At 66.0% G+C, this 18,823-nt stretch carries 15 protein-coding genes; 11 read left to right on the forward strand and 4 right to left on the reverse strand.

Translation table 11 applies throughout. The features are described 5' to 3' along the window. Positions 1–26: 26 nt before the first annotated feature. The 3 genes from hspR to Mrose_RS08880 all read right to left on the reverse strand — a co-directional run bounded on the left by hspR (position 27) and on the right by Mrose_RS08880 (position 3,701). Positions 27–743 (reverse strand): heat shock protein transcriptional repressor HspR, fused homodimer type, encoded by a 717-nt coding sequence (gene hspR, locus Mrose_RS08870; protein WP_119277471.1) that lies wholly within the window; start codon positions 741–743, stop codon positions 27–29. A 111-nt stretch (positions 744–854) separates the two neighbouring features. Beyond that, complete coding sequence (locus tag Mrose_RS08875; protein ID WP_119277473.1) at positions 855–2,579, reverse strand: NAD-dependent malic enzyme; 1,725 nt, start codon at positions 2,577–2,579, stop codon at positions 855–857. Positions 2,580–2,711: 132 nt separating this feature from the next. Further along, a complete protein-coding gene (locus tag Mrose_RS08880; RefSeq protein WP_119277497.1) occupies positions 2,712–3,701 on the reverse strand; it encodes a malate dehydrogenase in 990 nt (329 codons plus the stop codon). 161 nt (positions 3,702–3,862) lie between these two features. On the opposite strand from Mrose_RS08880, the gene Mrose_RS08885 reads away from it, so the two are divergent. Genes Mrose_RS08885 through Mrose_RS08895 form a run of 3 tightly spaced genes read left to right on the forward strand, consistent with a single transcriptional unit; the run spans position 3,863 to position 7,259 of the window. Further along, positions 3,863–6,142, forward strand: a complete 2,280-nt coding sequence (locus tag Mrose_RS08885; protein WP_119277475.1) for an FdhF/YdeP family oxidoreductase — start codon at positions 3,863–3,865, stop codon at positions 6,140–6,142. Further along, complete coding sequence (gene fdhD, locus Mrose_RS08890; protein WP_119277477.1) at positions 6,072–6,926, forward strand: formate dehydrogenase accessory sulfurtransferase FdhD; 855 nt, start codon at positions 6,072–6,074, stop codon at positions 6,924–6,926. Before Mrose_RS08885 ends, fdhD begins: the two co-directional genes overlap by 71 nt. Before the next feature lie 6 nt (positions 6,927–6,932). After that, on the forward strand, positions 6,933–7,259 hold the full coding sequence (locus Mrose_RS08895; RefSeq protein ID WP_119277479.1) for a DUF503 domain-containing protein: 327 nt from the start codon (positions 6,933–6,935) through the stop codon (positions 7,257–7,259). Positions 7,260–7,371: 112 nt separating this feature from the next. On the opposite strand, the gene Mrose_RS08900 is transcribed toward Mrose_RS08895, so the two are convergent. Further along, positions 7,372–9,729 (reverse strand): glycoside hydrolase family 31 protein, encoded by a 2,358-nt coding sequence (locus Mrose_RS08900; protein ID WP_119277481.1) that lies wholly within the window; start codon positions 9,727–9,729, stop codon positions 7,372–7,374. Between the two features lie 170 nt (positions 9,730–9,899). Here Mrose_RS08900 and Mrose_RS08905 point away from each other — a divergent pair, with 170 nt between their 5' ends. The 8 genes from Mrose_RS08905 (at position 9,900) to Mrose_RS19635 (ending at position 18,712) form a co-directional block, all read left to right on the forward strand. Next, complete coding sequence (locus Mrose_RS08905; protein WP_245969757.1) at positions 9,900–10,943, forward strand: LacI family DNA-binding transcriptional regulator; 1,044 nt, start codon at positions 9,900–9,902, stop codon at positions 10,941–10,943. Between the two features lie 19 nt (positions 10,944–10,962). Continuing rightward, a complete protein-coding gene (locus tag Mrose_RS08910; protein WP_119277485.1) occupies positions 10,963–12,249 on the forward strand; it encodes an ABC transporter substrate-binding protein in 1,287 nt (428 codons plus the stop codon). A gap of 150 nt (positions 12,250–12,399) precedes the next feature. After that, positions 12,400–13,248, forward strand: coding sequence for a carbohydrate ABC transporter permease (locus Mrose_RS08915; RefSeq protein ID WP_119277487.1), 849 nt, complete (start codon positions 12,400–12,402; stop codon positions 13,246–13,248). Next, positions 13,245–14,045: a carbohydrate ABC transporter permease gene (locus tag Mrose_RS08920; protein WP_119277488.1), complete on the forward strand. Its 801-nt coding sequence runs from the start codon at positions 13,245–13,247 to the stop codon at positions 14,043–14,045. The genes Mrose_RS08915 and Mrose_RS08920 overlap by 4 nt, the downstream gene beginning before the upstream one ends. Before the next feature lie 108 nt (positions 14,046–14,153). Beyond that, positions 14,154–15,224 (forward strand): ABC transporter ATP-binding protein, encoded by a 1,071-nt coding sequence (locus tag Mrose_RS08925; RefSeq protein ID WP_119277490.1) that lies wholly within the window; start codon positions 14,154–14,156, stop codon positions 15,222–15,224. Beyond that, positions 15,221–16,507, forward strand: a complete 1,287-nt coding sequence (locus Mrose_RS08930; RefSeq protein ID WP_119277492.1) for an amylo-alpha-1,6-glucosidase — start codon at positions 15,221–15,223, stop codon at positions 16,505–16,507. The genes Mrose_RS08925 and Mrose_RS08930 overlap by 4 nt, the downstream gene beginning before the upstream one ends. A 139-nt stretch (positions 16,508–16,646) precedes the next feature. Continuing rightward, a complete protein-coding gene (locus Mrose_RS08935; RefSeq protein WP_245969759.1) occupies positions 16,647–18,299 on the forward strand; it encodes a sugar phosphorylase in 1,653 nt (550 codons plus the stop codon). 278 nt (positions 18,300–18,577) lie between these two features. After that, positions 18,578–18,712 (forward strand): hypothetical protein, encoded by a 135-nt coding sequence (locus Mrose_RS19635; RefSeq protein ID WP_275052658.1) that lies wholly within the window; start codon positions 18,578–18,580, stop codon positions 18,710–18,712. Positions 18,713–18,823 lie beyond the last annotated feature (111 nt).

The following is an 18,823-nucleotide window of genomic DNA, read 5'->3' on the forward strand; positions in this document are numbered from 1 at the left end:
GAAGGCTGATAGCCACGAGCTACTACTCAACCGGCGCTGGACTTCTTTACCTCGGACTCTCCCGAACCCAGCTCGCGCAGCAGCGCCAGGCGCAGGCGGGCTATTTCCGACTCGAGGTGGACCTGCTGGCTGTCGAGTTCGTCGCGCAGGCGGATGATCTCCTCGACGCCGGCCAGGTTGACGCCGAGTTCCTGGGTCAGGCGGCGGATTTCCCGCAGCTTCTCCACGTCGCGCTCGGAGTACAGCCGGGTCTTGCCGCCCGAGCGCTTGGGTTTGACCAGCCCCTTGCGCTCGTAAAGGCGCAGCGTCTGGGGGTGCATGTCCACCAGCTCAGCCGCCACGGAGATCACGTATACGGGGCGTTCCTTGTCGGGGACTTGGCGCTTGGGCTTGCCCTCGGAGGGGGCAGGGAGGGCCGGAGGTAGGCGCAGGGTCTGAAGCTTTTCACCCAGTTCCTTCTGCAGGCGTTCGACTTCGGTGCGGAAACGCTGCTCGAGGGCCCACAACTCGTCGCGCAGCCGCATGATCTCCTCGACGCCGGCCAGGTTGACGCCGAGTTCCTGGGTCAGGCGGCGGATTTCCCGCAGCTTCTCCACGTCGCGCTCGGAGTACAGCCGGGTCTTGCCGCCCGAGCGCTTGGGTTCGATCAGCCCCTTGCGCTCGTAAAGGCGCAGCGTCTGGGGGTGCATGTCCACCAGCTCAGCCGCCACGGAGATGATATAAACCGGTCTGTCCTTGTCCATAAGCCAAACGCCAAAGGCTACCGCGTAGCCTTTATACGCTGATTATACGATTATCTTCCGCGCAACCAGAAAATGAGCTTATATCCGCATAGCGATAAACTCGAGGCCCCTTCACTTAGCTGGCTTGAAAGGAAGATACTGGGGCTTCCAGAAGCGCTCCTCGACGAAATCCCTTAGACTGGTTAAGTCCAGGCCCTTGAGCTTGTCCGAACGGGCCACCCCTTCCTGGATGGCGCGGCGGATGACCCGTGCGGCCACGAACTTGCTTACCTCCCGCAGTTCGCCCACCGGCGGGTAAATGCGGTCGGGGTGATGGGTCGAGGTGTAGTCGTAGAGGGCATAGGCGGCCTCGAGCACCATGCCGTCGGTGACCTCCTTGGCCTGCGAGAGTACCGCGCCAAAACCCAGCCCCGGGAAGATGAAGGCGTTGTTGCCCTGACCCACCGGGTAGCTTCGGCCCTCGTACTCGACGGGAGCAAAGGGGCTGCCTGCGGCCACCATCGCCGTACCGCGCGTCCAGCGCACCAAATCTTCGGGCAGGGCTTCGGAGGAGCTGGTGGGGTTGGAGAGGGGGAAAATAACCGGACGGGGCGTGTTGGCCAGCATGGCCTTGACGATGGGCTCGGTGAAGGAGTCGGGCTGACCCGAAAGACCCAGCAGCACCGTGGCTCTGGCGTTCTGGATGACCTCGAGCAGGTTGGGCACGTTGCCCACGTAGCTCCAGCCCTCCAGCGCCTCCGGCTTCTGGGCAAAAGCCTGTTTGTAAGGCTCCATCCGCCGCCCCTGAACCAGCAAGCCCTGGGAGTCGAGCACGAACAGGCGGGCGAGGGCTTCCTCTGCGCTGAGTCCCTCGCGCATGAGCCCCTCTTTGAGCGCCCAGGCCACCCCCACCCCGCCGGCTCCCGCGCCGTAGATGATGATGCGCTGGTCGCTAAGCGTCTCGCCCCTGACCCGGCAAGCCGAGAGCACCCCGGCCAGGGCCACCGCACCCGTGCCCTGGATGTCGTCGTTGAAGGAGGGCAGCACCTTGCGGTAACGCTCGAGCACGGCGAAAGCGGTGTCCTTGCTGAAGTCCTCCCACTGGATGAGGGCTTTGGGGTAGCGCTTGCGCACGGCCTCGACGAACTTATCCAGGAACTGGAAGTAGGCCTCCCCGGTGAGGCGGCGGTGCTTGGCCCCGAGGTAGAGCGGGTCGGAGATCAGGTCCTGGCGGTCGGTTCCTACGTCCAGGCCCACCGGCAGGGTTTTGTCCGGACCCACGCCGCCAGCAGCGGTGTAGAGTGAGAGTTTGCCGATGGCGATGGCCAGGCCCCCGAAGCCCTGGTCCCCGATGCCCAGAATGGCCGAGGAGTCGGTGGCGACGATGAGTCGCACCTCCTCCAGGGGCACGTTGGAGAGGGTTTGCTCGACGTGGTCGATGTCGAAGGTCGAGGCAGTAAAGCCCCTGGGGAAGCGGTAGATGGCCGAGAACTCCTTGACCGCCTCCCCCACCGTGGGCGTGTAGAGGATGGGCAGCATCTCCGACATGTGGTCGGCGAGCAGGGCGTAAAACAGCACCTCGTTGCGATCTTGCAGCGTTCTGAGGAAGATGTGCTTCTCGAGGTCGGAGGCTTGCAGCCGGTAGCGTCGGTAATGCCGCTCTTTCTGCTCCTCCAGCGTGGAGACGTGCGGTGGCAGCAGGCCCTCGAGCCCCAGCAAACGCCGCTCCTCGCGGGTGAAAGCCGACTCCTTGTTCAGCAGCGGCAACCCCAGCAGTGAAAAACCGTTGATGTAGGGCTCGAGGTACCGCTGTCCGTTCTCATCGCGTTTGACGTCGTAGTACCGGCTGACACTCATGCCAGCTATCGTAACGTTGTTTCATCAGGTGCGCCATATTTTCGTTGGGTGAAAGATAACCCTGGCCGCCGACCTCAGTAAACGAGGGTGGGCACGAGGCCCACCCCTACCGTTAGCGCTCAACGCACGGCCTTACTTGATCAGCCCGAGCTGCAGCACCGCATCGCGCTCCTCGGCGAGTTCCCTGGCGGTAGCATCCATCTTCTGGCGGCTGAACTCGTTGATGTCGAGGCCCTGCACGATCTCGAAGTCGCCATTCTTGCACACGCAGGGGTAGCTGTAGACGAGCCCCTCGGGGACACCGTAGGAACCATCGGAGGGGATGGCCATGCTCACCCAGTCGCCCTCGGGGGTGCCCAAAGCCCAGTCGCGCATGTGGTCGATGGCCGCGCTCGCCGCACTAGCGGCTGAGGAAGCCCCTCGAGCCTCGATGATCTCGGCCCCGCGCCTGGCGACCTTGGGGATGTAGGTGTTGACGTACCATTCGTGGTCACCTACCAACTCGTAGGCACTCTTGCCGCCCACCTCGCAGTGGAAGAGGTCGGGGTACTGGGTGAGGGAGTGGTTGCCCCAGATGGTCATCTTCTTGATCGCCGCCACCGGCACCTTGAGGCGGGCAGCCAGCTGGGAGATGGCCCGGTTGTGGTCGAGGCGGGTCATGGCGTGGATCTGGCGGGGCTCGAGCCTGGGCGCGTTCTTGTAGGTGATGAGGGCGTTGGTGTTGGCCGGGTTGCCCACCACCAGCACCTTGACCCCCCTGCGGGCGCTATCGGAGAGGGCCCTGCCCTGCGCGGTGAAGATGGCCCCGTTGGCCTGGAGCAAGTCGGCGCGTTCCATGCCCTGTTTGCGCGGCATCGCGCCTACCAGCAAGGCATAGTCGGCGTCCCCGAAGGCCACGTTGGGGTCGTCGGTAGCCACTATCCCGGCTAAGGTGGGGAAAGCGCAGTCCTCGAGCTCCATGACCACGCCCTGTAAGGCTTTCATCGCCGGGGTAATCTCCAGCAGTTGCAGGATGACGGGTTGATCCTTGCCCAGCATCTCGCCGCTGGCGATGCGGAAGAGCAGGCTGTAACCGATCTGGCCGGCAGCACCGGTGACTGCGACACGTACGGGCGACTTCATGAACACTCCTTTCGCTTCATCACCCGCCCCTGGAGGCGGGTGTTTGCCGCTCGAGATCATACCCTTGCAGGATGCCGAACGTCGAATCCATTGGCCCATTGGAAGCTGCGTTTGCCTCGCGAAGGAGGCAGGCCGGTACAATAGCGGCAATCGGAGGTTCTGTGGGGCTTAAACCCGTCAAGAAAGGGTGGAATCCGCAGCTGTGGGTCTCGAGGCGCCCCTTCGGGCTGGGGCTGCACAAGCCCAACAACTTCATGGAGGTCTTCCGGGCCATCGGGGAGAACGCCGACAAGCTGGGCTATGCCTGGCGCATCTTGCAGGAGGGGGTCTGTGACGGCTGCGCGCTGGGGACTTACGGGATGCGCGACTGGACGATCGAGGGCATCCACCTGTGCAACGTGCGGCTGCGGCTGCTGCGGCTCAACACCATGGGGCCGCTGGACGTGGGGGTGCTTGAGGACGTCGAAAAGCTGCGCTCGAGATCCTCCGCTGAGCTGCGCGGGCTGGGCCGTCTTCCCTACCCGATGTACCGCCGCAAAGGCGACAGAGGCTTCAAGCGCATCTCCTGGGCCGAAGCGCTCGACCGCATCGCGCTCAAAATCTGCCACAGCGCCCCCGAGCGGCTGGGCTTTTACCTGACCAGCCGGGGCACGCCCAACGAGACCTACTACGTGGCCCAGAAGGTAGTGCGGGCGCTGGGCTCCAACAACATCGACAACGCCGCGCGCATCTGCCACTCGCCCAGCACCGTCGCCCTCAAGGAAGCGCTGGGGGTAGCAGCGACGACGTGCAGCTACCGCGACCTCATCGGCACCGACCTGATCGTGTTCTTTGGCTCCAACGTGGCCGTGAACCAGCCGGTGATGATGAAGTACCTCTACTACGCCAGGAAGGCCGGGACCAAGGTGGCGGTGGTCAACCCTTACCGCGAACCGGCCATGGAGCACTACTGGGTCCCCTCCGACCTCGAGAGCGCCCTCTTCGGCACCCGCATCACCGACCGTTTCTTCCTGGTGCAACCAGGGGGGGACATCGCCTTCATCACCGGGGCCATGAAGCACCTGCTCGAGCAGGGGGGCTTCAACGAGCGCTTCATCGAGGCGCACACCAGCGGCTTCGAGGCCGTGGTGCAGTCGCTGCGCGCGGCCCGCTGGGAAGAGCTGGAGGCCAGCAGCGGGGTTTCACACCAGGAGATGCTGACCTTCGCCCGCATGTTGATGGAAGCCGAGCGGGCCGTGCTGGTGTGGAGCATGGGCATCACCCAGCACAGCAGCGGCGAGGACGCGGTGCAGGCCATCATCAACCTGGGCCTGGCGCGGGGTTATCTGGGGCGCGAGGGCTGTGGCCTGATGCCCATCCGAGGACACTCCGGCGTGCAGGGCGGGGCCGAGATGGGGGCCTATGCCAGCGCTTTTCCGGGGGGCGTGCCCATCAACCCGGAGAACGCCCGCAAGCTCGCCGAGCGGTGGGGCTTCGAGGTGCCAGACCAGCCGGGTCTCACCGCGACGGAGATGCTCGAGGCCGCCCTGCGGGGTGAACTCGAGGTGCTGTGGAGCATAGGGGGCAACTTCCTCGAGGTGCTGCCCGACCCCGAGCGCGTGCGGCGGGCGCTGGAGTCGGTGGGGTTGCGGGTGCACCAGGACATCGTGCTCTCGAGCCAGATGCTGGCCGAGCCGGGGGACGAGGTGATCCTGCTGCCAGCCACCACCCGCTACGAGGTGCCCGGCGGCGTCAGCGAGACCTCCACCGAGCGCCGGGTGATCTACAGCCCCGAGATTCCGGGTCCGCGCATCGGCCAGGCCCGGCCCGAGTGGGAGGTGCTGCTCGAGCTGGCCCACAAGGTCAGGGCCGACCTGGCCGACCGGCTGCAATTCGCCGACACCGCAGCCATCCGCCGGGAAATCGCCCAGGTGGTCCCCTTCTACGAGGGGATTGAGCGGCTGGTGGCGAAGGGCGACGCCTTCCAGTACGGCGGCCCCCACCTGTGCAAGGACGGGGTCTGCCCCACGCCCGACGGCAAGGCCCGCTTCCGGGTGGTGGAGGTGCCTGAGCAGCGGCTTCCTCCCGGCGCCTTCCGGCTGGTGACACGGCGGGGCAAGCAGTTCAACAGCATGGTGCTCGAGGACACCGACCCCATCAACGCCGCGCCGCGCGACGCGGTGCTCATCAGCGCCGAGGACGCCCGACGGCTGGGGCTCGCGCAGGGTCAGCGGGTGTGGTTGAGCAACCCGCTAGGCCGCATGGAGGCCCAGGTCTTCATCGCCCCTGTCCGTCCAGGCACCTTGCAGGTGCACTGGCCGGAGGGCAACGTGCTGCTCGACCCCGACCTGCGCTCGGCCAAGGCCAAGATCCCCGCTTTTAAGGAAGCTTATGCGTTCATCGAACTCCAGCCCGACCCGGCCAGCGGCCAAGGTCAGGACCACGTTGCTGCGGGTGGCTGAGGGCCAGGCCCGTCCCCAAGGCGACGAGCTGGTCAGCGAGGAGCCGCTGGAAATCCGGCTGCTGGCCGCAGGACAGCGCCGGACGCTGGCCGTGACCCTGCGCACTCCGGGCCAGGACTTCGAGCTGGCGGCGGGCTTCCTGTTCGCCGAAGGGGTCATAGGCGGACGGGACGTGATTCGCAGGATCGCCTACTGTACCGACCCCGGCGAAGCCCAGCAGTACAACATCGTCAACGTGGAGTTGCGGGGAGAAAGCCTCCCCGACCTCGAGCGCCTCGAGCGCCACTTCTACACCACCAGCGCCTGCGGGGTGTGCGGCAAGGCGGGGCTGGAGCAACTAAGGCTGCGCGGCCAGCGCCCCCTGGCCGACGCGAGCCGCATCCGGGCCGAGGTCCTCCCCCAGTTGCCCCAGAAGCTGCGCCGGGCGCAGGGGCTTTTCGAGCGCACCGGGGGGCTCCACGCGGCGGCGCTGTTCGACCTGGAGGGCAATCTGCTGGCTTTGCGCGAGGACGTGGGGCGGCACAACGCTCTGGACAAGCTCATCGGCTGGGCGCTGCTGGAGGGGAAGCTGCCGCTGGAGGAGAAGGTGGTGCTCGTGAGTGGGCGGGCCAGCTACGAGCTGTGCCAGAAGGCCCTGGCTGCCGGGGTGCCCATCCTGGCGGCCATCTCGGCGCCCTCGAGCCTGGCCGTGGAGCTCGCGCGGCAGTTCAACCTGACGCTGGTGGGCTTCCTGCGCGAGTCCTTCAACATCTACAGCGCTCCCGAGCGAATCCTGCTACGCTGAGAAGCGATGAGGGCCTATCTGGGGGTCTACACGGCGCGGCTCGAGATGCCCTGGGTCAAGAGCCTCAAGGAGAAACGCGCGCTGGTCAAGCCGGCCATCGAGCGCCTGCGCAGCCGCTATCCGGTCTCGGCGGCGCGGCTGGCCGGGCAGGATGACCACGGCTGGGAGGTGGTGGGCTTCAGCCTGCTGGGCTACGACGGGGTGTGGGTGGAGACCGTGCTGCGCGAGGCCGCGCAGTTCATGGCCGAACAGCGAGAGTTCGTCGTGGCCCACGAGGACTGGCACGTCGAGGAGCTGGAGTTGGAGGGCCTGCTGCCGTTGCATACGAGGTAGCCGTTCTTGTCCCCTACGGAAGCGCCGCTGGCTGATGGCCGAAAGCCAGGAGCGTCGAGGGTCGGGGGCCGGTGGCGCGTGATTCGTGCTTATCAGCCCTCGGCTATCGATCCTACCAGTGAACTTCCGCCGAGCCTGAGGCGAGGTCCACGGTCAGGGTCTGGGTTTGCGGGTCGTAGTGGTGGATGCTGTGCCCGCCTTGCGGCTCGCGCACGCCGCGGATCACGGCCTCGACGCGCTGGCGGGGCTGGCCACAGCGGTCGGTGAAGTCCAGGCGCAGGGTGTAACCGTCGTAGGTTCCCTCGAGCTCGCTGATATAGCCCGGCTCGTAGCCCTCACCCTGGTCCTCGTAGACCCAGCCACGCACCTCGGGGGCCAGGGAAACCTGCCAGACGAGGGTTTCCCAGTAGGCATCGGTGGTGTGGGGCTCGGCCTTGGTGGTGGGAATCGCGCTACCCGCCCGCTGGAACAGCGGGATGCGGTCGTGTGGGGTCGCGGTGGGCAGGTGGACGGGGCCTTCGTAGCCTTCGCCGCTCCAGAAGTCCTGCCATTGCCCCTGCGGGAGGTAGGTCAGGCGGTGGCGCTGACCGGGCCGCACGGCGGGGGCCACCAGCAGGTCGCTGCCCCACATGAACTGGTCGTGCAGGGCGCTCACTTCGGGGTCGTGGGGGTGCTCGAGCACCATCGCCCGCATGGGGGGGAGGCCGGTTGCCACCGTCTCGTGGGCCAGGGTGTAGAGGTAGGGCAGCATGCGGTAACGGAAGCGGATGGCCTCGCGGATGGCGCTCTCCCAGCGGGGACCGAAAACCCAGGGCTCCTGGCGGCGGCTGGTCTTGCCGGAGTGGTTGCGCATGAAGGGGTAGAAGGCCCCCAGCCAGGTCCAGCGCGCCAGCAATTCGCCGTCGGCGTGGGCCGAGAAGCCGCCGATGTCGGCCCCCACGAAGGGCACCCCGCTCATGCCCAGGTTCAGCAACATGGGGATAGAGCCCTCGAGGTGCTCCCAGTAGGAGTGGTTGTCACCGGTCCAGACGAAGGCGTATTTCTGGATGCCCGCGAAGCCCGAGCGGGTGAGCACGAAGGGGCGCTTGGAGGGCTCGAATTTCAAAAGCCCCTCGTAGGTGGCCTGGCACATGCCGTAGCCGTAGAGGTTGTGCACCTCGGCGTGGTAGCGGTTGCCCTGGCGGGCCGAGCTGGGCAGGGTGCGGTTGTCCTTGGGCGGCTCCTGGCCGAAGACGGTAAAGGCGGCAGGCTCGTTCATGTCGTTCCAGATGCCCGCGATGCCATGCTCGAGGTAGAAGCGGTGCAGCCGGCCCCACCACTCGCGCACCTCGGGGCGGGTGAAGTCGGGCCAGACCGCTGGGCTGGGCCAGACCTCACCCCACAGCTCCTCGTCGCGGTAGGAGTGGATGAAGTATTGCTGGGCGCGGCCCTCCTCGTAGACCAGATACCCCTCCTCCTTCTTGACCCCCGGATCGACGATGGTGACGGTCCTGACCCCCATCTCCCGCAGCGCGGCGGTGAGCTTTTCGGGCTCGGGAAAGCGTTCGGGAGAGAAGGTGAAGACCTTGAAGCCGTCCATGTAGTCGATGTCGAGCCATACCGCGTCGAGGGGAATCTCCCGGCGGCGGTACTCGCGGGCGATCTCCAGCGCCAGCTCCTGGTGGGTATAGCTGTAGCGGCACTGGTGGTAGCCCAGCGCCCACAATGGCGGCAGGCTGGCCCGGCCCACCAGCGCGGTGTAACGCTGGATGACCTCCTTGGGGGAGGGGCCGGCGATGAGGTAGAGGTCGAAGGTGGGGCCGTCGGTGCGGATGATGCTCTGGTGGTCCTCGGCTGAGGCTAGGTCGAAGACGGTGCGCCAGGTCTCGTCGAGGTACACTCCCCAGGCCCGGTCCCCCTCGAGGCCGATCAGGAAGGGGTGGGCCTGGTAGAGCGGGTCGGCGTCGGGGTAGTGGATGGGGTCGTCGGTGGTCCAGTTAGTCCAGGTGCGGCCCTTCTTGTCCAAGAAGCCCGTGCGCTCACCCAGCCCGTAGTACCGCCGCTCGGGTTTCTCCTTGATGAGCAAGGACATGCCCGCCCCCAGCGGCAGCCCGTCGTTGACCTCGTGGAAGGCAGTCCATTCGCTGGTCTGCCACACCCCGGACTTGCCCAACTGGCCAAAGCGGTGGGCCTCGAGTTCCAGCGCCTCTAGGCCCTCCCAGCCGAAGCCGAAGGGGTCGAGCCACAGCTTGAGGGCGGGCACTCCCTCGGCCTGGCAGCTCAGGTCGTCGTAGACCTCGAAGGGCAAGGGCTCGAGCCCCTCCATCACCCAGCTCCCCTTCTGGGCGTCCTCCAGGCGGTGCCAGACGAAAACCCGCCAGGTCCTGACCCCGCCTTTGTGCAAAAGCTGGACCCGGCCCTTGAAATAGGTGCCCTCGAGGTGGAGGGTATCGTCGCTGTAGCGATAGGAACTGAAGCGAACCTCGTGCATTGCCCTAACATACCCGAGCCAGGCCAGGGCACACAGTAGTGGGGCGAGAAAGGAGTCCTGATCGAAGGGGGCGGGGGCCCTTGCCAAACCCGGTCACGGGTGATAGCATGTGGAAAACGTTTACATCACGTGCAGCAGCAGATTTCGCGATCTGCGATTTGGAGGGTGTTTTGCCGCGTAACCCCACCCCAACCAACGCCGACATCCGCAAGGTGGCCCTGGAAGCAGGGGTATCCATCGCCACCGTTTCACGGGTGCTCAACAACCCGCAGCGGGTCAGTGCGGCCACGCGGGAGCGGGTGCTCGAGGCCGCCGCCCGACTGGGCTACCGCCCCAATCCGCTGGGCCAGCGCCTGCGCAAAGGCCGTGCCGAGACCGTCGGGGTGGTGATCCCCGCACCACAAGGGCGTTTCGCCGATTCGTTTTTCCTGGAGTTGCTGGCCGGCCTGGGCGAGGGGCTATCTGAGGTGGGCCTGGATCTTTTGGTCACCACCAGCCCTCCTGGCCCCCAGGAACTCTCCTGCTACCAGCGCCTGGTCGAGAGCAAGCGGGTAGATGGCCTGGTGCTCGCCCGCACCCGCCGCCTGGACGAACGCATCGTGTACCTGCTCAAGCGAAAGATCCCCTTCGTAGCCCACGGGCGCAGCGACCTGATCGACGAACCATTCCCCTACCTGGACATAGACGGTGAGCAGGGCTTTCACAAAGCCACCCAGCACCTCCTAAACCTGGGCCACCGCGACATCGCTTTCATCGGGGCTCCTCACGAGCTCAACTTCGCCCAGCACCGCCTGAAGGGGTATCAGCGGGCCCTGGCGGAAGCGGGCCTTCCCCTGCGGGCGGAGTGGGTGCTCGAGGGCGACCTAAGCGAGGAGAGCGGCTATCAGCTCACCCAGGCCCTGCTGGGCTTGCCTCAGCCTCCAACCGCCCTGCTGTGCGCCAACGACCTCATGGCCCTCGGAGCCCTGCGGGCGCTGCGCGAGCGGGGCCTCAAGGCTGGGCGGGAGGTCTCGGTCATCGGCTACGACGACATTCTCCTGGCACACTACACCGACCCTCCCCTCTCCACCTTGCACCAGCCCTTCCACGCGATGGGCCGACGCCTGGTGGAAATGCTCCTGGCGCGGCTGGGAGGGGCCCCCGCCGAGGAGTTGCAGGAGATCTGGGTGCCCGAGTTGATTTTGCGGGGGTCGGATGGGCCACCGCAAAGCTAGAAGGACCAAGGAGGTAGGCATGAGAAAGCAGTGGATCGGCTTCAGTCTGATGGGTGCGGTGCTGGCGGCCCTGGCAGCGGTGTTCGCTCAGCAACCGTCGGTGCTGTTCGTCTCCACCCAGTTCACCCCCATCGAGGAGGCTCAGCGCATGCGCCAGGTCATCCTCAAGGACTTCTCCGGGCGGGTGGAGTTCATCCCCGAGGACAACGCCCCCTTCACCAGCCGGATTCTCTCCGAGGCCAGGGCTGGTAGGGTCAACGTCAGCCTGGTGGGGGGACTGCACGGCGACTTTCCGCCGTTGATCGCCGCCGGGGCCATGGACACCGTGGACGACGTAATGGCTCAGCTCAAAGACCGCAAGTTCTCCCCCACCTTCGCCAACCTGGGCAAGATGGGCACGGGCAACCAGTACTACATCCCCTGGATGCAGGCAACCTACATCATGGTGGCCCACAAGCAGGCCCTGCAATACCTGCCCGCCGGAGCCAATCTCAACACCCTCACCTACTCGCAGCTCAAGGAGTGGGGCGCCAACATCCAAAGAGCCACCGGCAAACGCCTGCTGGGCTTCCCCGCCGGCCCCAGGGGATTGATGCACCGCTTCACGCAGGGCTACCTTTACCCCTCCTACACCAAGAGCGCAGTAACCAAGTTCCGCAGCGACGAAGCCCAGCGCATGTGGAGTGAGTTCAAGGGCCTGTGGCAGTTTGTCAACCCGCAGTCCACCACCTATGACTTCATGCAGGAACCGCTCCTGTCAGGTGAAGTCTGGGTGGCCTGGGACCACATCGCCCGACTGCGCGACGGGCTGAACCAAAAGCCAAATGACTTCGTGGCTTTCCCCGCTCCCATCGGACCCTATGGCCGCGGCTTCATGCCGGTGCTCGCCGGGCTGGGCATCCCCAAGAACGCCCCCAACCGGGCGGGTGCGGTGGCCCTCATCGAGTATCTGACCCGTCCCGAGGTGCAGATCACCACCCTGGTGGAAAACGGCTTCTTCCCGGTCATCCAGGCCAAGCTGCCCGACAACCTGCCCCAAGGCACGCGCATGGCTGCGGATGCCATCGCCCGGCAGGCCCAGAGCAATGTCGCCCTGCCCAGCCTGCTGCCGGTAGGTCTGGGGGCCAGGGGCGGGGAGTACAACAAGGTCTTCCAGGATACCTTCGCCCGCATCGTCCTGCGGGGTGAGGACATCCGGCGAGTGCTCGACAGCGAGGCCGCCAACCTGCGGCGGGTCATGAACGACACCAAGGCCCCCTGCTGGTCGCCCGACCCCGCCAGCGAAGGCCCGTGCCCGGTGAACTAGCCGGATGTCGATGGCCGAAAGGCCTAAGTGTCGAGGGCCGGATGTCTTACTTCTGGGGACGCAAGATGCCCAACGCCGAACGCTAATACGAGCTACGGGCCCTCGACACCTCCTGGCTATGGGCCATTGACATCCGACACAAAGGGACTTATGCGCAGTGAACGGTACATCCCCTACCTGCTGGTCCTGCCCAGCGTGATCTTCCTGCTATTTTTATTCGCCTGGCCGCTGGTGGAAGCCCTATTGCTGTCGATACGGGGGAGCGAGGGGTGGACGCTGGAGCACTTTCAGCGCATGGCCGCCGACCTTTACTTCAAGGATGCCGTCAAATACACCGTGCTCCTGGCCGTGGTGGTGGTGCCCTTACAGGTAATCCTGGCCCTGTGCATGGCGATGCTGCTGGGAGGGATCTCCAAGGGGCGCGACCTGTTTTTGTACGTCTGGACGATTCCCCTGGGAATCTCCGATCTGGCTGCGGGCATTGCGTGGCTGGCCATTTTCACCGAGCGGGGCTACCTCAACAGCTTCCTGCAGGCCCTGGGGCTCATCCAGGAGCCACGGCTATGGCTGAGCTACGAAACCCCGGCAATGCTCTTCCTGGCAGTGGTGGCGGCTGAGGTCTGGCGGGCGACGGCCATCGTTCTCGTGATCCTGGTGGCCGGCTTGCAGCTCATCCCCAAGGAGTACAACGAGGCTGCCGAGGTCTTTGGCGCGACTCCCTGGCGGCGTTTTTGGAAGGTCACGCTGCCGCTGCTCATGCCCAGCCTGCAGGTGGCGCTGATCCTGCGAACGATACTGGCGCTGGAAGTCTTCGCGGTAGTGGTCGCGCTGGGTGGGCGCAACCTGCCGGTTCTGGCCGGGGAAGCCTACTTTTGGTACAACGCTTACCAAAACCCTGGCGTAGCAGCAGCGTACTCGGTGCTGATCCTGGGCATCTCGGTGCTGGCGACGCTGCTTTACCTCAGGCTCATGCGCCCCCGGCAGGAGGTGGCCGCATGAGCACCCGCACCATCTACCTGGCGCTGGCCGTGCTGCTGGCGCTATGGGTCGTCGTGCCGATCTTCTTGATCGCCACGCTGGCCTTCAGCGATCGCGCTTCGGTGTTCGCCTGGCCCAAGGGCATCCTGCCCCAGCACTTCTCCTTAGAAACCATCTCCTTCTTCTTCGGGGTCGCGGGGGTGGGCAAGGCCATCGGCAACAGCCTCATAGTCGCTGGCCTGACCCTGCTTTTCGCGGTGCTCCTGGGGGCTCCCGCTGGCTATGCCCTGGCCCGTTATCGCTTCGCCGGGGCCGACGCCTACCGCATCCTGATCCTGTTGACCCGAGCCTTTCCGCTGGCGATCCTGGCGATCCCGCTGGCGGTGCGCTTCATCAACCTGGGGCTCTACGATACCCCTCTGGGCGTGGCCCTGGTGCATACCGCGCTGGCCTTGCCCTTCGCGGTACTGGTGACCAGTAGCCTCTTCCTGGGCATCCCCAGAGAATTGGAAGAAGCCGCCTGGACCCTGGGTTGCAACCGCATCCAGGCCTTTCTCAAAGTGGTGCTGCCCCTGGCTCTGCCAGGGCTGGCCGCTACGGCCATCTTCGCCTTCGTAATCTCCTGGAACGAGGTCTTCGCCGCCACGCTGCTCACCTTGCGCGAGCGCACCCTGCCTGCTTTCCTGCTGACCGCGCTCAACGACTCCCCCCTGCCCTTCCGCTTCGCCGGCGGCTTCTTCTTGATTGTGCCCGCGCTGGTGTTCATCTTCGTGATCCGGCGCTACCTGTTCACTCTGTGGGGGATCGCAAACCGGTGAGGAGCTATCAGCGATCAGCCCTCAGCGGGCAGCTCGTAGTCCGTGGTTTGCCGAGGGGTCGAGGGCGTTTAGCGTCTTGCGTACGACGTACGACCCCCTAGGAGGTTTATGGCTGGAATCCGAGTGGAAAACATCGTAAAGCTCTTCGGCAGGGTCAAAGCCCTCAACGGGGTTTCGCTCGAGGTGCGCGATCAGGAGTTCGTGGTGCTGCTGGGACCTTCGGGCTGTGGCAAGACCACGCTGCTGCGCATCATCGCCGGGCTCGAGCACGCCGAGAGCGGGCGGGTGTTCATCGGGGATCGCGACGTGACGGCGCTCCCGCCACGTTCGCGCAAGATCGCGATGGTCTTTCAGAACTACGCGGTTTTTCCCCACCTCACCGTCTTCGAGAACATCGCCTTCGGGCTCAGAATGCAAAAGGCCTTGCCGGAGCGCCTCAGAGCCCAGGTGGAGCGGGCCGCTACGCTCATGCACATCGAGAACCTGCTCGAGCGCTACCCTGCACAGCTATCGGGTGGGCAGCGTCAGCGGGTGGCGGTGGCCCGCGCCCTGGCCGTCGAGCCCGAGGTGCTGCTGATGGACGAGCCCTTATCCAACCTCGATGCCCTTTTGCGCCTGGAGATGCGGGCCGAGCTCAAGCGCCTGCTGGCCGAAAGCCGCACCACTACCCTCTACGTGACTCACGACCAGGTGGAAGCCATGAGCTTGGCCGATCGCATCGCGGTGATGAACGCCGGACGCGTGGTGCAGTACGACGAGCCGATGAAGGTCTATCAGGAGCCCGCCGATACCTTCGTGGGCGGCTTCATCGGCAGCCCGCCGATGAATTTCCTGCGGCTGCCGGTGGAGGGCAGCCAAGCCCGGATTCAGTCGCTGACTTTGGAGTTACCCTCCTCCCCGCCGGGCAAGGACGTCTTGCTGGGGGTGCGGCCCGAAGACCTCGAGGCCCACCTCGAGCCCCAACCCCAGAGCTTTCCCGCCCGCGTCCTGGTGGTCGAACCGCTGGGGTCGCACCTGCTGCTGACGCTGGCCTACGAGCAGCAACAGCTCAAGGTCACGGTACCTCCCGACTTCGCCGCCAAATCCGGGCAGACCCTGTGGCTCAGGCCCCAACCGGGCCGCCTGCGCTGGCTCGACCCGGCGAGCGGCCAATCGCTCACCCACGCGAGGCAGGCATGAAGACACGAGAATCGCTGGATCAGGAGGCCATCCGCATCCTCAGGGAAAACGACCGTGGCGGCTTCACCGTGCCCACCGCCGGGCTCTACCCCTTCCAGTGGCTATGGGACGCGGGCTTCACCGCGCTGGGCTGGATGAGGATCGACGAGGCGCGGGCCTGGCAGGAACTCGAGCTGCTCTTCCAGGGGCAGTGGGACAGCGGAATGCTGCCCCACATCGTCTTTCACAAGCCAGAGTCCAGCTATTTTCCGGGGCCTGAGCGCTGGGGAACCCACCACACCCCGCCCACCTCGGGCATCACCCAGCCGCCGGTGGTGGCCAGCTTCGTGCGGTGGATGCTCGAGCGGGCCAAGGACCAGGCCCTAGCCGAGGAAAAAGCCAGAACCCTCTACCCCAGAATCCTGGCCTATCACCGCTGGTTCAAGCGCGAGCGCGACCCGCACAACACCGGCCTGATGAGCACCTTTCACCCCTGGGAGAGCGGGGCCGACAACAGCCCGGCCTGGGACGAAGCCTTAGCCCGCGTCCCGGTGGACCCCCACCTGCCCCCCTACACCCGGCGCGACACCAGCCACGTCGACCCCAGCCAGCGCCCCCGCCAGGCCGAGTACGACCGCTATCTGTCCTTGCTGGAAATCTACAAGCGCGCCGGTTACGACCAGCTCCGCCTGCACGCCGAATGCCCCTTCCGGGTGGCCAGCCTGCTCATCGACTGCGTGCTGCACCGCGCCAACCGCGACCTGCTGTGGCTTTCGCGGCATTTCGGCTTTGGCGACGAAGCCGAGATCGAGGGCTGGCTGCGGATCAGCGGAGCCGCCATCGAAGGTCTGTGGGACGCGGAGGCGGGGCTCTACTACAACTACGACCTCGTGCAGGGTGCCCCCATCCGCGTCGGCACCAACGCCTCCTTCCTGCCGCTGTACGCCGGGACCGCCAGCCCCGAGCGGGCTGAGCGCCTGGCCCGGACCCTGGAGTCCTGGGGCCACCAGGTGCGCTACCTGGTGCCCAGCACCGACCCCGCCCACCCCAAGTACGAGCCCCAGCGCTACTGGCGCGGCCCGGTGTGGGCAGTGGTCAACCGCCTCGTCGCCACCGGCTTCCTCGAGTACGGCCACCTCGCCCTCGCCGAGCGCCTGCGCCGGGATACCCGCGAACTGGCCGAGCTCTCGGGCTTCAGCGAGTACTACCACCCCACGAGCGGCGCCGGGCTGGGCGGTAGGAATTTCTCCTGGACGGCGGCGATGTGGTTGGACTGGGCGGCGGAGGGTGCTGATGGCGGGTAGACGAGCGCGGGTCGTACGTCCTACGTCGTACGCAAAACGCCCTCGACGCCGGCGGCTGACTGCTGAGGGCTGATAGCTAATGCCCGCCCGTAATATCTTTGTACCAACAATGCCAATGCCCGCCGATATTGCCTCTCGAATGCTCGAGCACCTCGAGTTCCTCTATCCCCACCAGGCCAGGAGCGTGCTCGAGCGGCTCAAAACCCTGCTCGAGGCTTTCCCCAGGGCGGAAGCCGTCTCGAGCCTCGAGCGCTGGAGCGAGAAAGACGCCATCCTCATCACCTACGGCGACCAAATCCGCGCGGAGGGCGAGCCGCCCCTGCGGACCCTGTATGGCTTCCTGCGCCATCACCTGCGCGGGGTGTTCTCCGGGGTGCACATCCTGCCCTTTTACCCCTCCACCTCCGACGACGGCTTTAGCGTGGTGGACTTCAAGGCCGTCGAGCCGGGCTGGGGGGATTGGTCGGACGTCGAGGCCATCGGCAAGGACTTTCGGCTGATGGTAGACCTGGTGTGCAACCACGTCTCGGCCTCGAGCCCCTGGTTCCAAGGCTTCTTGCAGGACGACCCCAAGTACCGCGACTACTTCATTAGCGCCCCGCCCGGAACCGACTTCAGCGCGGTGTTCCGGCCCCGCGCCCTGCCCCTGCTCACCCCCTTCCAGACCCCCAGCGGCGAGAAGCTGGTGTGGACGACCTTCTCCGCCGACCAGATCGACCTCAACTACGCCAACCCCCAGGTGCTGCTCGAGGTCGTCTCGGCCCTGCTGCACTACGTGCGCCACGGCGCGCAGCTCATCCGGCTCGACGCGGTGGGCTTCATCTGGAAGGAGGTCGGCACCTCCTGCGTGCACCTGGAGGGGGCCCACCGCATCGTCAAGCTGCTGCGCCTGGTGCTCGACGCGGTGGCCCCCGAAGTGCTGCTCATCACCGAGACCAACGTGCCCCACCGCGACAACATCGCCTACTTCGGCGACGGGCAGGACGAGGCCCAGATGGTCTACCAGTTCCCCCTGCCGCCCCTGGTGCTGCACACCTTCCGCACCGGCGACGCCGGCAAGCTCGCGCAGTGGGCCGCCGCCCTCGAGCCCCCCTCGCCCCGGACCACCTTCTTCAACTTCCTGGCCTCGCACGACGGGCTGGGCGTAGTGCCTGCCAGCGGCATCCTCGAGCCCGTGGAGATCGCGGCTTTGATGCAGATGGCCCTCGACCACGGGGGGCGGGTCAACTACAAGGACACCCCCGAGGGCCCGGTGCCCTACGAGCTGTGCCTGACCCTCTTCGACGCGCTCAACCACCCCTACCTCGAGGAGCCCGAACCCGAAAGCTTGCAGATCGCCCGCTTCATGGCGGCCAACGCCATCCTGCTCAGCCTCCAGGGGGTGCCCGGCGTCTACATCCATAGCCTCTTCGGTTCCCCTTCCGACCACGGAGCGCTGGAGGAGAGCGGCATCAACCGGCGGCTCAACCGGCACAAGTTCACCCAAGCCGATCTCGACCAACTGCTCGGCGACCCCGGCTCGAGGGCCTCGAAAATACTGGCGGCCTACACCCACCTCCTGCGCGTGCGGGCTTCCCACCCCGCCTTCCACCCCAACGCCCCTCAGCAGGTCCTGCCCTCCAAGGAAGTGCTGCGCATCGTGCGCGGCAGCGGCGAGCAGAGCGTGGGCTGCTACATCAACGTCACCCCCCGCTCACAAGTAGTCAGCCGCTTGGGCCGCGACCTCATCAGCGGCAAGTGGTTCACGGGCATCCTCAAGCCCTACCAGGTGGCGTGGGTGGTGGACGAGTAGTCCGTACGCCGAACGCTCTTTGCTCACGAGCCATCCGCAGGTTAAGGCGTACGACGTACGACCCAACACTGAAAGGACCCCCGTGGCACGACGACTCATCTTCACCGCACCCCGTCAGATCGGCTTCGAGGATCACGACGACCCCCCTTTGGGGCCGGAGGAGGTGCGGGTGCGCACGCTCTACTCCGGCATCAGCGCGGGAACCGAGCTCACAGCCTACCGGGGCACCAACCCCTACGTGCACAAGCGCTGGGACCCGAAGCGGCGGCTCCGACGAGGTGGAGCAAGCCGCCTGGCGCGGGGTCCACCTGCTGATCGAAAAACCCATCCCACTCGAGCTCCCCCCACACCAGGGCGTGCTGCTCTTCCTGAGCCGAGAGCGGCTCGAGCACGTCCCTGAGCGGCTGCCGTGAGGCGGTTGACAGCTTTCAACCATCAGCCGTCAGCGATCAGCGGGAGGCTCGTGGCCTGTGGATCGTGGTTGCCCCACCCCGTCCCTCCCCGCGCCCGGGAGGGAATATCCC

Source organism: Calidithermus roseus (genome assembly GCF_003574095.1).
Lineage (GTDB): Bacteria > Deinococcota > Deinococci > Deinococcales > Thermaceae > Calidithermus > Calidithermus roseus.

Coding starts and splice junctions, on each gene's coding strand:
- Mrose_RS08880 (WP_119277497.1), bottom strand. CDS start 3,701: ATGAAGTCGCCCGTACGTGTCGCAGTCACCGGTGCTGCCGGCCAGATC.
- Mrose_RS08895 (WP_119277479.1), top strand. CDS start 6,933: ATGAGGGCCTATCTGGGGGTCTACACGGCGCGGCTCGAGATGCCCTGG.
- Mrose_RS08920 (WP_119277488.1), top strand. CDS start 13,245: ATGAGCACCCGCACCATCTACCTGGCGCTGGCCGTGCTGCTGGCGCTA.
- Mrose_RS08915 (WP_119277487.1), top strand. CDS start 12,400: ATGCGCAGTGAACGGTACATCCCCTACCTGCTGGTCCTGCCCAGCGTG.
- Mrose_RS08935 (WP_245969759.1), top strand. CDS start 16,647: ATGCTCGAGCACCTCGAGTTCCTCTATCCCCACCAGGCCAGGAGCGTG.
- Mrose_RS08930 (WP_119277492.1), top strand. CDS start 15,221: ATGAAGACACGAGAATCGCTGGATCAGGAGGCCATCCGCATCCTCAGG.
- Mrose_RS08910 (WP_119277485.1), top strand. CDS start 10,963: ATGAGAAAGCAGTGGATCGGCTTCAGTCTGATGGGTGCGGTGCTGGCG.
- Mrose_RS08900 (WP_119277481.1), bottom strand. CDS start 9,729: ATGCACGAGGTTCGCTTCAGTTCCTATCGCTACAGCGACGATACCCTC.
- fdhD (WP_119277477.1), top strand. CDS start 6,072: ATGCGTTCATCGAACTCCAGCCCGACCCGGCCAGCGGCCAAGGTCAGG.
- Mrose_RS08925 (WP_119277490.1), top strand. CDS start 14,154: ATGGCTGGAATCCGAGTGGAAAACATCGTAAAGCTCTTCGGCAGGGTC.
- hspR (WP_119277471.1), bottom strand. CDS start 743: ATGGACAAGGACAGACCGGTTTATATCATCTCCGTGGCGGCTGAGCTG.
- Mrose_RS08875 (WP_119277473.1), bottom strand. CDS start 2,579: ATGAGTGTCAGCCGGTACTACGACGTCAAACGCGATGAGAACGGACAG.